The following is a 13,686-nucleotide window of genomic DNA, read 5'->3' on the forward strand; positions in this document are numbered from 1 at the left end:
CTCGTTCTTCCGAAGGGGACTCACGGACTGTGAACCCGACCCGCGGATCTGCGGCGCAGACCCGCGGGTCCGTGACTCACGGGTCTTCGGACGCCTGCTCCACCAGCGGAATGATCCGCAGCGGAACGGGATTTTCCATGACGATCGCCGTGGAGGCCCGGACGATGCCATCAAAGCCCACGACCCGGTCGATCACACGTTGGAGATCGGCGTTGGACCGGGCCACCAGGCGGCAGAGCATGTCGCCGTGACCGGTGGTGGTGTGCAGCTCAAGAACCTCGGCCACACCCGCCAAATGGGCCCGTACGTCCGCGCCCTGGCCCTGTTTGATCTCCAGCGTCGCGAACGCCGTGACGGGGTAGCCGAGCGCGGCCGGATCGACCTCCGGGCCGAAGCCCCGGATGACTCCATTGGACTGAAGCCGGTCCATCCGCGCCTGCACCGTGCCGCGCGCGACGCCGAGCCGTCGGGACGCCTCAAGAACCCCGATACGCGGCTCGCGCGCCAGCAGCACGATGAGTCTGCCGTCCAAATGATCGATCGCCATGCCGCCTCCGGGATGGTCATGATGTACAGATAGCCCGCCCATACTGGTATGTCGCTGTGCAGATTGACCACTGAAAACGCGAACTATTGCGCACCTTGTGGAACGGCGGGAGCCTCGGGCCATGGCAACTTCCGCGAACCCCACCCACCCCACCCCCGACACCGCGCGCGAGGCCGATCCCTTCCCGGTCAAGGGAATGGACGCGGTCGTCTTCGCCGTGGGCAACGCCAAGCAGGCGGCGCACTACTACTCCACCGCCTTCGGCATGAAGCTCGTGGCCTACTCCGGACCGGAGAACGGCAGCCGCGAGACCGCCAGCTACGTGCTCACGAACGGCGCCGCCCGCTTCGTCCTCACCTCCGTCATCAAGCCCTCCACCGACTGGGGGCACTTCCTCTCCTCGCACGTGGCCGAGCACGGCGACGGCGTCGTCGACCTCGCCATCGAGGTGCCGGACGCACGCGCCGCGTACGCCTACGCCGTCGAGCACGGCGCGCGCGGCATCACCGAGCCGTACGAGGTCAAGGACGAGAACGGCACCGTCGTGCTCGCCGCCATCGCCACCTACGGCAAGACCCGGCACACGCTGGTGGAGCGCGTCGACTACGACGGTCCATACCTGCCCGGATTCGGCCCCGCGAAGCCGATCGTCGAGCCCCCGGCCAAGCGCACCTTCCAGGCCATCGACCACTGCGTGGGCAACGTCGAGCTCGGCAGGATGAACGAATGGGTCGGCTTCTACAACAAGGTCATGGGCTTCACGAACATGAAGGAGTTCGTGGGCGACGACATCGCGACCGAGTACAGCGCGCTGATGTCGAAGGTGGTGGCCGACGGGACGTTGAAGGTCAAGTTCCCGATCAACGAGCCCGCCATCGCCAAGAAGAAGTCGCAGATCGACGAGTACCTGGAGTTCTACGGCGGCGCCGGCGTCCAGCACATCGCGCTCGCCACGAACGACATCGTCGAGTCCGTCCGCACGATGCGCGCGGCGGGCGTGCAGTTCCTCGACACCCCGGACTCGTACTACGACACGCTCGGCGAATGGGCCGGTGAGACCCGTGTGCCGGTGGAGACGCTGCGCGAACTGAAGATCCTCGTCGACCGCGACGAGGACGGCTACCTGCTGCAGATCTTCACCAAGCCGGTGCAGGACCGGCCGACCGTCTTCTTCGAGATGATCGAGCGGCACGGGTCCATGGGATTCGGCAAGGGCAACTTCAAGGCGCTGTTCGAAGCGATCGAGCGGGAGCAGGAGAAGCGGGGCAATCTGTAACGCGGGGTAGTCGCGGGCTGCGCCCAGCTCGTCCTCAATCGCCGGACAGGCTCGAATTCCTCGAACCTGTCCGGCGATTCGGCGTTCCGCTCCGGTTAGGGTGCCGCCATGGCCAGGATCAACGACGTCGGTGGCATGCAGGGCTTCGGGCCGCTCGACACCAGCGACGACACCGAGCCCTTCCACGCCGACTGGGAAGCGCGCGTGTTCGCCCTGAACAGCGCACTCGTACGTGAAGGCGTCTACAACCTCGACGAGTTCAGGGACGCCATCGAGACGATGGAGCCCTCCGCGTATCTGGCGGCCTCGTACTACGAGCGCTGGTTCCACGCGATCCGTACGCTCCTGGACCGCAAGGGCGTCGTCGCCATGGCGGACCTCGATGACTGACCGCTACCGGCCCGGCGCCCACGTGCGCACCGTGCGCCACGACCCGCCCCACCACACCCGCCTGCCGCGCTACGCCCGCGGCAAGCACGGCGTGGTCGTCGAGCCCGAGGGCCGTCATCCGCTGGCCGACGTCCGCTCGCAGGGCAGGGACGACGCGCCCGTCGAGCAGGTGTACGCGGTGCGGTTCGCGGCGCGCGAGCTGTGGGGCGAGGGCGATCACCACGTCGTACTCGACCTGTGGGAAAGCTACTTGGAGTGGGAGGACGGGGCTTCATGAGCGGTACGCATGACGATGCGCTGATCTCGCGTCAGGTACGACGCTTGGAAACCCTGTTGGAGGATCGGGGCGTCGTCGTCGGCACCGCGCTCGACGAGATGCTCGACGCGTTCCTGAGCGGCGCGACCCCGCTCAACGGCGCGCGCGTCGTCGCGCGGGCCTGGACGGACCCCGCGTACAAGGAACGGCTGCTCGCCGACGGCACCACCGCCGTGACCGAACTCGGCTTCTCGGCGGGGGGAGTTCAGCCGCAGCGGCTGCGAGTCGTCGAGAACACGGCTCGTACGCACAACGTCGTCGTGTGCACGTTGTGCTCCTGCTATCCGGTGCGGCTGCTTGGGCCCTCGCCGAGTTGGTACAAGAGTGAGGCTTATCGCTCGCGGGTCGTACGTGAGCCTCTTGAGGTTCTACGGGAATTCGGGGTCGAGCTGCCGTCCTCGGTGGACGTCACCGTCTGGGACTCCAGCGCGGAGACGCGGTACTTGGTCCTGCCCCTTCGCCCGGCAGGCACGGAGGCTCTGACCGAGCGGGAGCTGGCCTCGCTTGTCACCCGGAACGCGTTGATCGGGACCGGGGTTCTCTGAGCTTCACCTGCGGGTCGCGTCGTGGCTTGTCGCGCCCACGCGGCGGAGCCGCAGATGTCACAGCCCCGCGCCCCTTAAGGGGCGCCGCTGCTGGTGGAGTTGGGGCGTACATCTCTTCCGGGCCGCCCTCCGGGGGGTCGCCCAGCGAGGCGAGGGCGGCCTTCGCCGCCGGTACCCCGAGTGGCGAGAAGAACGGGTTGATCCGCAGCGCCTCGCCGAGGTGGCGGCGCGCCGCCCCATAGGAGCCCAGCTCCCGTTCGATCATGCCCCGGTGGTAGGCGAACAGCGCGCTGCGCGGGCCCTTCTCCATCGCCTTCGTGGCCAGCTTCAAGCCCGCCTCGCCGTCGCCGGAACGGTGCAGCGCCCAGCCGAGGGCGTCGGCCGTCGCGGGGCTGCCGTGTCGCTTGTACTCGGCGGTGAGGCGCTCCACCGCCGCGTCCGCGTCCCCGTGGTCCGCCTCGAACAGGCCGAGCACGCGCTCGTTGTCGACCCCGTCCGCGCTCTCCTGTCGCACCCGCGCCCGCAGCACGTCGTACTGCGCGCGCGCCGCCGGAAGCAGCTTCAGGGACTCGTACAACTCGCCCAGTTCCAGGGCGTATTCGGGCGTCGGCTGCTTGGTGAGCGCCGAACGGTAGGCGTGCAGCGCCTGCGACGAGCGGCCGAGCGCGGCAAGGGCGCGGCCCCGGCCCGCGAGGGAGGGGTGGTGCTCCGGGTCGGCCGCGAGCGCCGCGTCGTAGTAGCGCAGCGCCTCCGTCGGCTCGCCCCGCTCCCAGGCGAGCTCGGCGACGCGGTACAGGCACGCCGCCTTCTCCGCGGGGGCCTCGGCGAGCGCCGCCGCGTCGGCGAGCGCGGCGCCCGCGTCCTCGCGCCAGCCGCGGTCGCGGTAGACCTGCCCGGCCCGCGTCATGACCGAGGGGCCCGAGCCCAGTTCCTGGAGGGATTCCAGTGCCCTGCCGACGGCTTTGGAGTCGCCAAGACCGCTGTAGGCGTCGATCAGCGCCGGGTACGCGGTCCACCGCTTCGGCGCCTGCCGGACCGCCTGTTCGCCCCAGGTGCGGGCGGCGCGGTAGTCGTGCCGGGCGTTGGCCAGCGTCGCGAGACCCGTCAGGGCCTCGGCGTTCCCGCGCGGCCTTGCCTTGAGCGAGGCGCGCAGGGCGTGCTCGGCCTTCGGGTAGTACGCGGCGTCGGCGGTCCGCACGCCCCGTGCGACGTACGCCGAGCCGAGCACCGCCCAGGACTGGTCGTCGCGGGGGTGCGCCCGCACCTGCGCCTCGCGCTCCCCGATGAGCGCCGTCAGATCGGGCAGGGCGGCGGGCACGCCCGCGCCCACGGCCACCATGGCGCGTCCCGCGGGCCCGAGCGCGGGCGGCGCCGACGTGCCGCCCGACGAGGGCAGCAGCACCAGGACGCCGCCGAGCACGACGCTCCCCGCGACGGACGCGATCAACAGACGCTTCACCGAAGGCCTCATGACGCTCACTGTGCGGCAATGACTTCAATACGAAGAGCACATCCCGGCGGCACGGATCGGCGTCGCACACGGGTTCACACCGATGGCCCCGGGTGCGAGGCTGTGATCATGAGCCGCACACTCATCGAACTCCTCCACGAGGGCCTGCCCGCCGAGGCGGTCCTCACGGATCCCGACGTCACCGCCGCGTACTCCCACGACATGGCGAGCTTCTGCGACGCGGGCGTCCCCGCCGCGGTCGTCCTGCCACGCACCGTGGAGCAGGTCCAGCACGTCATGCGCACCGCCACCGAACTGCGCGTCCCCGTCGTCCCGCAGGGCGCGCGCACGGGCCTGTCGGGCGCCGCCAACGCCAGCGAGGGCTGCGTCGTGCTCTCCCTCGTCAAGATGGACCGCATCCTGGAGATCAGCCCCGTCGACCGGATCGCGGTCGTCGAGCCGGGCGTCGTCAACGCCACGCTCTCCCGCGCGGTCAACGAACACGGCCTCTACTACCCGCCGGACCCCTCCAGCTGGGAGACCTGCACCATCGGCGGCAACATCGGCACGGCCTCGGGCGGGCTCTGCTGCGTGAAGTACGGAGTCACCGCGGAGTACGTCCTCGGGCTCGACGTCGTCCTCGCCGACGGTCGCCTGATGAGCACCGGACGCCGTACCGCCAAGGGCGTCGCGGGATACGACCTGACCCGGCTCTTCGTCGGCTCCGAGGGCAGCCTCGGCATCGTCGTCCGCGCCGTGCTCGCGCTCAAGCCGAAGCCGCCGCAACAGCTGGTCCTCGCCGCCGAGTTCAGCTCGTCAGGGGCCGCCTGCGACGCGGTCTGCAAGATCATGGAGGGCGGTCACGTCCCGTCGCTCCTGGAGCTGATGGACCGTACGACCGTGAAGGCCGTGAACGACCTGGCCCACATGGGGCTGCCCGAGACCACCGAGGCGCTGCTGCTCGCCGCCTTCGACACCCCGGACCCCGCCGCCGACCTCGCCGCCGTCGGCGCGCTCTGCGAGGCGGCGGGAGCCACCCAGGTGGTCCCGGCCGAGGACGCCGCGGAGTCGGAACTCCTGCTCCAGGCGCGGCGGCTGTCCCTCACGGCGCTCGAAGCCGTCAAGGGCACCACGATGATCGACGACGTGTGCGTACCGCGCACCGGGCTCGCCGACATGCTCGAAGGCGTCGAGCGCATCGGTGAGAAGTACGGCCTGACCATCGGGGTCTGCGCGCACGCGGGCGACGGCAACACGCATCCCACCGTCTGCTTCGACGCGGCAGACCCCGACGAGGCACGGCGCGCCCGCGAGTCCTTCGACGAGATCATGGCCCTCGGCCTGGAACTCGGCGGCACCATCACCGGCGAGCACGGCGTCGGGGTCCTCAAGAAGGAGTGGCTGGCACGCGAGATCGGCCCGGTGGGAGTGGAGATGCAGCAGGCCGTCAAGGCGGCCTTCGACCCGCACTCACTCCTCAACCCGGGCAAGCTCTTCTGACTCTGACCCTTCGTCCTTCTTCTCTCCGCGGTCGCCCCCGTGGCGGCGGAGCTCACTCACCGTCCTTGGACTCGTCCGAGGGCCAGGGGTCGCTGAGCCACAGCTCATCGGCGTGGCCGCGGCCGGGTGTGGGTGCGAGCAGCTCGGCGAGGCCGTCGTCGATGCCGAGCTGCTCGGACTCAGAGCCCGGAGGAACCACCCGCAGCGTCCGCTCCAGCCAGGCGGACACGGCCGCGGCGGGGGCTTCCAGGAGGGCGTCGCCGTCCGGCGAGCTGAGCGCCATCAGGACGACGCTGCGCCCCTCCACCTTCGTGGGCCAGACCCGCACGTCACCGTGACCGCAGGGCCTGAACACCCCCTCCACCAGGAGCTCGCGGGCGAACGTCCAGTTCACCGGGTGCTCCGAGCCGATGTGGAAGGCGATGTGGACGGCGTAGGGATCGTCGGAGCGGTAGGTGAGGCGGGCCGGGACGGGGATGGCCCGTTCCGGCGAGAGGACCAGTTTGAGTTCGAGCTCGCGTTCCACCACAGAGTGCATGTCGTGTGCTTCCTTTCCTCGTGCGGGCCCTGGGAGCGGACCCGTACGAGTGGAGAGCGCGAGATCGCCGGAGCATTACGCGGGTTCGGGAAAATTTCTTCGCGCGACTTTTTGAGGGGTGCGGCGAGGTGCGCGAAGGGGTGTCGGGGCGGGGGTGCGCGCGGCGCGGGGGAAGTGTGGGGAGCGTGCCCGGAAAGTGGTCCGTAGGGCAGGACCGGCCCAGTGGGACACGGACGTCTGATAGATGTGGAGCACCTAAAAGACCCCCGAGCAGATACGGGACGACGGACATGAGCGCCCCAACTCCGGCCCCAGGCGACGACAGGCCCCGCGAAGGCTACTACCCGGATCCGTCCATTCCCGGATATGTCCGGTACTGGAACGGTGCCGCCTGGGTGCCCGGTACGAGCCGTCCCGCGCCCACCGACGGCGAACCCCTGCCCGCGCCGCCCGGAGCGGCTCATGTGGCCCCGGCGGCCCCGGTGTTCCCCGCGCCCGCCGAGGAGACCGGGCCCGTCTTCTTCGACGAGGAACCGGCGGCCGCCGCACCTGCGGCCGAACCCGCGTCCGGGCCCGCCCCCGACGCCGACGACCCGGCGCAGCACGGCTCGCGCCCCGAGCCCGCGTCCGCCTGGGGGGCCGACGCCACCCGGCAGTCCGGCCTCGGCAGCGAGGCCGAGCGCCGCATCTCCTGGGGCGCCCAGGGACAGAGCGACCCGCGCGTGCCGAGCGACGCGGCGCCTCGCGCGCAGGCGCCGGGGACTCCGGCAACCCCCGAGGCCCCCGAGCCCGTCGCGCCTCCCGCTTCTCCTGCTTCCCCCACGGCTCCCGCTCCCGCCGACGACCACAGCAACCCCGGAACCGTCGCGATCCGCGCCATGAAGCCGGGTGCGCCGAAGCCGCCGACGGGCGAGGGCACCGTGACGTTCCGCCGCCCGACGGGTCCGGTGCGGCCCGCGGGCTCCGCCACGCCCGCCGCGTCCGGCGGCACCGAAGGCACCATGGCGATCCGCGCGCTGCGGCCCAAGTCCGCCTCCGTACCGCCGCAGGCGGCCGCGCCCGCGCAGCCCCAGCCTCAGTCCCAACCTCAGCCCCAGTCCCAGCCCGCCGTCCCGCAGCAGGGCGGTGCCCCCTCGGCCGCCCCCTCGCCCGTCACCGCGGGACCCGGCGGCGGCTCGCCCTCCTGGGCCCAGCAGGTCCACCAGCTCGCGGGCCCCGGGGGCCAGGCCGCCCCCGCGCCCGGCGCCGATGGACAGCCCGTCGTGCCGTGGAAGCCCGTTGCCAGCGACCCGTTCGGCGCGCTCGCGCAGGCCCAGGCGTCGGCCAGGCCCGCCGGGCTCGGCAGGCGGCTCGCGGCGCGGCTCGTCGACACCGTCGTCCTGGTCGCCGTCACCGGCGCCGCGGCGCTGCCGCTCGGCGCCAAGGCCGCCGACCACGTCGACAGCAAGATCGACGTGGCCAAGATGTCCGGCGAGAAGACCACGGTCTGGCTGCTCGACGGCACCACCGCGGGCTACCTCGGCCTCGTCCTCGCCGTCCTGCTGCTCTTCGGCGTCGTGTACGAGGCGCTGCCCACCGCCAAGTGGGGCCGCACCCTCGGCAAGAAGGTGTGCGGGATCGACGTGCGGGACATCGAGGGGCACGAGACGCCGACGTTCGGGGCGGCGCTGCGCCGGTGGCTGGTGTACAGCGTCCCCGGCGTCCTCGTGATCGGTGTCGTGGGCGTGCTGTGGTGCCTCTTCGACAGGCCCTGGAAGCAGTGCTGGCACGACAAGGCGGCAAATACGTTCGTCGCGGGATGACGGCGGGCCCTGCCGCGGCGTGACCCGTACGCGTCCGGTGGGGTAACCCGGTCAGCCGCTCGCCGGATGCGGAGTGTGGTCCTTCGCGGTCGACTCGGGCCATGAGCACCGAACCGCCGCAATACCCGCCCCCGGACGACGACCCGTTCAAGAAGCAGCCCCCACAGCAGCCTCCGCAGCAGCCCCCGCAGGGCGGCGGCTCCCCGTACGACGCCCCGCCACCCGGCGGCGGTTCCCCCTACGGGAGCCCACCCCCGGGAGACGGCGGCGGCTCCCCCTACGGCACTCCGCCGCCGCCCCCGCCCTACGGCGGCGATCCCTATGGCTCAGCCGGGGGACCCGGCGGCTACGGCGGGCAGGACCCCCTCGCCGGGATGCCGCCACTGGCCGAGAGCGGAAAGCGGGTGCTCGCCCGCATCATCGACATGATTCTGGTGGGCATCGTCGTCGGCCTGCTGTCGTGGCTCTTCGGCACGGCCGAGTACGACATCGACCCGGACAAGGTGAACACGGGCAAGTCGTTCGGCCAGTCCCTGCTGGCCGCCGTGCTCTACATCGCGTACGACAGCTTCATGATCTCCAAGTCCGGGCAGACGCTCGGCAAGAAGTGGCTGGGCATGCGCGTCGCGAACCTCAACGACGGGGCGACGCCCACCCTGCAGACCGCGCTGGCCCGCGCGGCCGTCCTCTGGCTGCCGTTCGCGTTCTGCTGCGCCTGCATCTGGACGGCGATCTGCGGCGGCTGGAGCTTCTTCGACAAGCCCTACAAACAGGGCCTGCACGACAAGGCCGCGAAGACAGTGGTGGTCAGCGCCTGACCCACAGAGGGGGGTCGGCGCCGAGCTGTCGACGCCAGGTGCGGCGGTGGCACCTGATCCGGCGGGTCCGTGAAAAACGGGCCCGCCGTTTCGCTGTGACGAACTCGCTGCCGCGTGCTCGCTGTTACGAGCGGGCCGTCTCGCTCGCCACGGATTCGGCCAGCACGCCGCGCTGCGCGGGTACTCGCTCCTCCGGGGCGGCGGACAGCACCAGGGCCTCGGGTGCGGCCGGTTTGGGGAACGGGACCGTCAGCGCCACCAATATGCCGAGGCCGAGAGCGGCCAGGGTTATCACCGCGATGCCGACCCCGGAACTGGTCTGGGAGAGCAGCAGCATGGCGAGGGTGGAGAAGACGACGGTCACGGAACCGTAGGTGATCTGTGCGGTGGTCGGACGAGGCATGGGACGAGGCATGACGTGATCCGTCCTCGGCAGTGTTCCCCCCAAGCTTTTGGCTATGAGGGTGAATGCGGATGTATGAACTGCTGTATGCGAATCAAAGGGGGCTCGACGGGGGCGACTTGGGATTGGCCGCCTCGCGCGGTAGCGCACCGTCGATTGACTCTATTCCGCTGCATGCCCGACGGGAACGGCTGGTAAGCGTGACCTAACCCACGGTGCCGGAGCACAGGGGGCGCACGGGTTCATGGCGTCCAGTAAGTGGACGGTACGACGCGCCCGTTGACCTTTTCCGTGGGGGAGTGCCCCGTGTCCGCATACCGGATCCCGCAGCCTGCATAGTGCACTTGGCCTGTTCAAGTCAAGGTCTGTCTTTTCTCCCGTACTTCCGGTCGAATGTCGTCACTTGTGACGCGTACATCGCGCGCGGACCTCCTCCGACCGGGATCTCGGTCCGCCAATTCTCGCGCGGGCGCGGGGGAGGACAGCATCAAGTGACAGTCAGAACACGGGCGTTCAGAGCCACCGCGGTGGCCGTGGCGATGGCCGCGGCCGCCGCGACGTACTCGGCGGCGACCGCGACGGCCGACAGCGGCACCTCGGGCGGGGCGCCGGCCATCGACCGGCAGGACCCCTCGAGGGCCAAGGCCCAGGTCGACCACGACCTGGACGGGCCGTTCAGCAAGCAGCAGGCGCAGCAGCGCAAGGCCGCCCTGCAGCAGGTCGTCGCGGGTGACGCCAAGGTCCAGAAGAAGGGCGGCTCCCAGGTCGTCAAGCTCGACGACAAGAAGTACGTCGAGCTCGGCAGGGAGAAGACCGACAAGATCTTCACGATCCTGGTGGAGTTCGGGGACAAGGTCGACGACACGACCATGTACGACCCGGACGGTCCCGAGGGCCCCGAGCAGCCGGTCAAGAAATACGGCGGCAAGCCGGGTCCCCTGCACAACAAGATAGCCAAGCCGGACCGTGCCAAGGACAACAGCACGGCCTGGCAGAAGGACTACAACCAGAAGCACTTCCAGGACCTGTACTTCGGGAAGGGCAAGGACTCCAAGGGCAAGCAGAAGGAGTCCCTGAAGACCTACTACGAGAAGACCTCGTCGGGCCGCTACTCGGTCGACGGTGAGGTCTCCGACTGGGTCAAGGTCGACTACAACGAGGCCCGTTACGGCTCGAACTACTGCGGCGACACCAACTGCCCGAGCGTCTGGGACGCGGTCAAGGACGGCGTGACCGCCTGGACCAAGGACCAGAAGGCCCAGGGCCGTACGGACGCGCAGATCAAGGCGGACCTGGCCAAGTACGACCTCTGGGACCGCTACGACTTCGACGGCGACGGCGACTTCAACGAGCCCGACGGCTACATCGACCACTTCCAGATCGTCCACGCGGGCGAGGACGAGTCGGCCGGCGGCGGCGCCGAGGGCACCAACGCCCTGTGGGCGCACCGCTGGTACGCGTACGGCAACGACGCGGGCAAGACCGGCCCCGGCAACAACAAGGCCGGTGGCACCCAGATCGGCGACTCGGGCATCTGGGTCGGCGACTACACGATGCAGCCGGAGAACGGCGGACTCGGTGTCTTCGCCCACGAGTACGGCCACGACCTCGGTCTGCCCGACCTGTACGACACCACGGGCAAGGGCGAGAACTCGGTCGGCTTCTGGTCGCTGATGTCGGCGGGCTCCTGGCTCGGCACCGGCAAGGACTCGATCGGTGACCTGCCGGGCGACATGACCGCCTGGGACAAGTTCCAGCTGGGCTGGCTCGACTACGCCAAGGCCAAGGCCGCGACGACCTCCGAGCACAAGCTGGGCGTCTCCGAGTACAACACCAGGCACCGTCAGGCGCTCGTCGTCGACCTGCCGAAGAAGCCCGTCACCACCACGGTCACCAAGCCCACCGAGGGCTCCAAGCAGTGGTGGAGCGACCAGGGCGACGACCTCAAGAACACCCTGACGCGGTCCGTCGACCTGACCGGCAAGTCCAAGGCCGACCTCTCCCTTGACGGTTGGTGGGACATCGAGGCCAACTACGACTGGCTGTACACCGAGGTCTCCACGGACGGCGGCGCCAACTGGACGCCGGTGGACGGCACCGCGGACGGCAAGCCGATCCCGCGCGACGCCGGTGACAAGCCCGCGTTGACCGGCGCCTCGGCCAAGTACAAGAAGCTGGTCTTCCCGCTCGACGCCTACGCGGGCAAGAAGATCGACGTCCGCTTCCGCTACTCCACGGACGGCGGCGCGGGCGGCAAGGGCTTCGCGGCCGACGCCCTCGCGGTCACCGCGGACGGCACCAAGCTCTTCGAGGACGGCGCCGAGGGCGACGACAACGGCTGGACGGCGAAGGGCTTCTCGCGCATCGGCGAGTCCTTCACCAAGAAGTACGACCAGTACTACCTCGCCGAGAACCGCCAGTACGTGTCGTACGACAAGACCCTCAAGGTCGGCCCGTACAACTTCGGTTCGAAGGCCCGTCCCGACTGGGTGGAGCACTACCCGTACCAGACCGGCCTGATGGTCTGGCAGTGGGACACCTCGCAGAAGGACAACAACACCAGCGCGCACCCCGGCGAGGGCCTGATCCTTCCGGTCGACGCGCACGCCAAGCCGCTGAAGTGGGCGGACGGCACGGTTCTGCGCAACAAGATCCAGCCGTTCGACGCGCCGTTCAGCAAGTTCGCGACGGACAAGCTCACGCTCCACAACGCGGACGTCGCGCTGAAGGTCAAGTCCCAGAAGGGCGTCCCGGTCTTCGACGACCGCAAGGGCACCTACTGGTACAAGGAGAACCCCACGGGAAGTGTCAAGGTCACTGACACCAACACTCAGATCAAGATCATCAAGCAGCCCAAGGATGGCTCGACGATCACGGTCCAGGTGGGTCCCTCCACGAAGTAATTAGCGTTATTGCAGGTCAAGCCATGATCGGCCGTCGCCCTCTAGCGGGCGGCGGCCGATCGTGTTTAGGTGCGTGCTGTGGATTTCTTATTGACGCGGGACCCGGCCAGGGGTCTCGCGCGATGTCCCGCGATGTCTCACGGGGGTGTGACGAAGCATGTCCGCAGGAGGTTTCTGCAAGCTGCCGAACGGCAGCGTGGTGGTGGCGCTGACCCTGCCGAGCCCGTCGCCGGGCGGCGGCACGGTCCGCATGATCGTGCACGCCGTGAACCGCGCCAGGGCGCTGACGAGGCTGCGGAACCTGGGCATGCGGGCGGTGTACCTCCGCGGCAACGCGGAGCCGCCGACCCCGGACGAGATCACGGCGGTCCTGCACCACCCGGACGGCCTGATATGGCGCACGGCACCGGACGACGCGCGGGAGCTGTGGCATCCGATCAGGGCGCTGAGACGGCAGAGCCGCACCAGGCCGGTCCGGGGCAGCTTCTAAGCGCTCCGCGGGCAATACGGTCCATGTCTGCGGGTGCGTCGTGGCTGGTCGCGCAGTTCCCCGCGCCCCTTCGGGGCGCACCCACCCAGTCACATGACGGGCTTCCCGGTGAGCTCGACCCCGGCCGACCGCAACTCGGCGACAGCCGCCTCCGTGGTCGCCTCGGCGACCCCCGCGGTCAGGTCCAGCAGGACGGTGGTCCTGAACCCCTCCCGAGCCGCGTCCACCGCGGTGGCCCGAACGCAGTGGTCCGTGGCGAGTCCCACCACGTCCACCTCCGTGATCCCCCGCTCCCGCAGCCAGTCCGCGAGGAACACCCCGTTCTCGTCGGTGCCCTCGAAGCCGCTGTACGCCGCCGAGTAGGACCCCTTGTCGAAGACCGTGTCGATCGCGCCGGAGGCGACGGCGGGGGCGAAGTTCGGGTGGAAGCCGACGCCCTCCGTGCCCGCCACGCAGTGCGGCGGCCACGAGTCGACGTAGTCCGGGTGGTCGGAGAAGTGGGCGCCGGGGTCGACGTGGTGGTCGCGGGTGGCCACGATGTGCCGGTAACCGGCCGGGGCCTGGCCGATGAGCTCGGTGATGGCGGCGGCCACGTCCGCCCCGCCGACGACCGCGAGGCTGCCGCCTTCACAGAAGTCGTTCTGTACGTCGACGACGATCAGTGCGCGGCGCATGGCGGGTGTCCTTCGGCTCGGCAGGGCGGGAAAT

At 70.0% G+C, this 13,686-nt stretch carries 14 protein-coding genes; 9 read left to right on the plus strand and 5 right to left on the minus strand.

Going from position 1 to position 13,686, the window contains the following annotated elements; genetic code table 11:
- Positions 1 to 76: 76 nt before the first annotated feature.
- Positions 77 to 547 (minus strand): Lrp/AsnC family transcriptional regulator, encoded by a 471-nt coding sequence (locus CP970_RS27030; protein ID WP_055549677.1) that lies wholly within the window; start codon positions 545 to 547, stop codon positions 77 to 79.
- 121 nt (positions 548 to 668) lie between these two features.
- Between CP970_RS27030 and hppD the strand changes: the two genes are divergently transcribed.
- From hppD to nthA, 4 genes are all read left to right on the plus strand, one after another.
- Positions 669 to 1,823 (plus strand): 4-hydroxyphenylpyruvate dioxygenase, encoded by a 1,155-nt coding sequence (gene hppD / locus CP970_RS27035; RefSeq protein WP_150494046.1) that lies wholly within the window; start codon positions 669 to 671, stop codon positions 1,821 to 1,823.
- Between the two features lie 108 nt (positions 1,824 to 1,931).
- The gene (locus CP970_RS46020) at positions 1,932 to 2,213 is read left to right on the plus strand and encodes an SH3-like domain-containing protein (RefSeq protein ID WP_055555071.1); all 282 of its coding nucleotides are present in this window, start codon (positions 1,932 to 1,934) and stop codon (positions 2,211 to 2,213) included.
- Complete coding sequence (locus CP970_RS46025; RefSeq protein WP_055555069.1) at positions 2,206 to 2,490, plus strand: SH3-like domain-containing protein; 285 nt, start codon at positions 2,206 to 2,208, stop codon at positions 2,488 to 2,490. Before CP970_RS46020 ends, CP970_RS46025 begins: the two co-directional genes overlap by 8 nt.
- Positions 2,487 to 3,074, plus strand: a complete 588-nt coding sequence (gene nthA, locus CP970_RS27050) for a nitrile hydratase subunit alpha (protein ID WP_055555067.1) — start codon at positions 2,487 to 2,489, stop codon at positions 3,072 to 3,074. Before CP970_RS46025 ends, nthA begins: the two co-directional genes overlap by 4 nt.
- Here the strand turns inward: nthA and CP970_RS27055 are convergent.
- Positions 3,037 to 4,545 (minus strand): tetratricopeptide repeat protein, encoded by a 1,509-nt coding sequence (locus CP970_RS27055; protein ID WP_079043974.1) that lies wholly within the window; start codon positions 4,543 to 4,545, stop codon positions 3,037 to 3,039. The genes nthA and CP970_RS27055 overlap by 38 nt on opposite strands.
- Before the next feature lie 108 nt (positions 4,546 to 4,653).
- On the opposite strand from CP970_RS27055, the gene CP970_RS27060 reads away from it, so the two are divergent.
- Entirely contained in the window at positions 4,654 to 6,024 is a 1,371-nt protein-coding gene (locus CP970_RS27060; RefSeq protein WP_055555073.1) for an FAD-binding oxidoreductase, read from the plus strand.
- Between the two features lie 52 nt (positions 6,025 to 6,076).
- On the opposite strand, the gene CP970_RS27065 is transcribed toward CP970_RS27060, so the two are convergent.
- A complete protein-coding gene (locus CP970_RS27065) occupies positions 6,077 to 6,562 on the minus strand; it encodes an SsgA family sporulation/cell division regulator (protein ID WP_055555065.1) in 486 nt (161 codons plus the stop codon).
- Between the two features lie 290 nt (positions 6,563 to 6,852).
- On the opposite strand from CP970_RS27065, the gene CP970_RS27070 reads away from it, so the two are divergent.
- Both CP970_RS27070 and CP970_RS27075 read left to right on the plus strand, forming a co-directional pair.
- Complete coding sequence (locus CP970_RS27070) at positions 6,853 to 8,364, plus strand: RDD family protein (RefSeq protein WP_150494048.1); 1,512 nt, start codon at positions 6,853 to 6,855, stop codon at positions 8,362 to 8,364.
- Between the two features lie 101 nt (positions 8,365 to 8,465).
- Positions 8,466 to 9,182: an RDD family protein gene (locus CP970_RS27075; RefSeq protein WP_079043342.1), complete on the plus strand. Its 717-nt coding sequence runs from the start codon at positions 8,466 to 8,468 to the stop codon at positions 9,180 to 9,182.
- 124 nt (positions 9,183 to 9,306) lie between these two features.
- Here the strand turns inward: CP970_RS27075 and CP970_RS27080 are convergent, their stop codons facing one another.
- The gene (locus CP970_RS27080) at positions 9,307 to 9,585 is read right to left on the minus strand and encodes a hypothetical protein (protein ID WP_055545371.1); all 279 of its coding nucleotides are present in this window, start codon (positions 9,583 to 9,585) and stop codon (positions 9,307 to 9,309) included.
- A 491-nt stretch (positions 9,586 to 10,076) separates the two neighbouring features.
- On the opposite strand from CP970_RS27080, the gene CP970_RS27085 reads away from it, so the two are divergent.
- The gene (locus tag CP970_RS27085) at positions 10,077 to 12,488 is read left to right on the plus strand and encodes an immune inhibitor A domain-containing protein (RefSeq protein ID WP_055545372.1); all 2,412 of its coding nucleotides are present in this window, start codon (positions 10,077 to 10,079) and stop codon (positions 12,486 to 12,488) included.
- A gap of 157 nt (positions 12,489 to 12,645) precedes the next feature.
- Positions 12,646 to 12,978 carry a hypothetical protein gene (locus tag CP970_RS27090; protein ID WP_055545373.1) on the plus strand — a complete coding sequence of 111 codons (333 nt, stop codon included), beginning with the start codon at positions 12,646 to 12,648 and terminating at the stop codon, positions 12,976 to 12,978.
- Between the two features lie 89 nt (positions 12,979 to 13,067).
- Here the strand turns inward: CP970_RS27090 and CP970_RS27095 are convergent, their stop codons facing one another.
- Positions 13,068 to 13,652, minus strand: a complete 585-nt coding sequence (locus CP970_RS27095; protein WP_055545374.1) for an isochorismatase family protein — start codon at positions 13,650 to 13,652, stop codon at positions 13,068 to 13,070.
- Between the last annotated feature and the right edge of the window lie 34 nt (positions 13,653 to 13,686).

The organism is Streptomyces kanamyceticus (assembly GCF_008704495.1).
In the GTDB taxonomy this organism is placed as follows: Bacteria; Actinomycetota; Actinomycetes; order Streptomycetales; family Streptomycetaceae; genus Streptomyces; species Streptomyces kanamyceticus.

Bases quoted from the DNA above. Each gene is read 5' to 3' on its own strand.
- CP970_RS27075 (WP_079043342.1), top strand. From the start codon at position 8,466: ATGAGCACCGAACCGCCGCAATACCCGCCCCCGGACGACGACCCGTTC.
- CP970_RS27070 (WP_150494048.1), top strand. From the start codon at position 6,853: ATGAGCGCCCCAACTCCGGCCCCAGGCGACGACAGGCCCCGCGAAGGC.
- CP970_RS27065 (WP_055555065.1), bottom strand. From the start codon at position 6,562: ATGCACTCTGTGGTGGAACGCGAGCTCGAACTCAAACTGGTCCTCTCG.
- nthA (WP_055555067.1), top strand. From the start codon at position 2,487: ATGAGCGGTACGCATGACGATGCGCTGATCTCGCGTCAGGTACGACGC.
- CP970_RS27055 (WP_079043974.1), bottom strand. From the start codon at position 4,545: ATGAGGCCTTCGGTGAAGCGTCTGTTGATCGCGTCCGTCGCGGGGAGC.
- CP970_RS46025 (WP_055555069.1), top strand. From the start codon at position 2,206: ATGACTGACCGCTACCGGCCCGGCGCCCACGTGCGCACCGTGCGCCAC.
- CP970_RS27060 (WP_055555073.1), top strand. From the start codon at position 4,654: ATGAGCCGCACACTCATCGAACTCCTCCACGAGGGCCTGCCCGCCGAG.
- CP970_RS27090 (WP_055545373.1), top strand. From the start codon at position 12,646: ATGTCCGCAGGAGGTTTCTGCAAGCTGCCGAACGGCAGCGTGGTGGTG.
- CP970_RS27095 (WP_055545374.1), bottom strand. From the start codon at position 13,652: ATGCGCCGCGCACTGATCGTCGTCGACGTACAGAACGACTTCTGTGAA.
- hppD (WP_150494046.1), top strand. From the start codon at position 669: ATGGCAACTTCCGCGAACCCCACCCACCCCACCCCCGACACCGCGCGC.
- CP970_RS27080 (WP_055545371.1), bottom strand. From the start codon at position 9,585: ATGCCTCGTCCGACCACCGCACAGATCACCTACGGTTCCGTGACCGTC.
- CP970_RS46020 (WP_055555071.1), top strand. From the start codon at position 1,932: ATGGCCAGGATCAACGACGTCGGTGGCATGCAGGGCTTCGGGCCGCTC.
- CP970_RS27030 (WP_055549677.1), bottom strand. From the start codon at position 547: ATGGCGATCGATCATTTGGACGGCAGACTCATCGTGCTGCTGGCGCGC.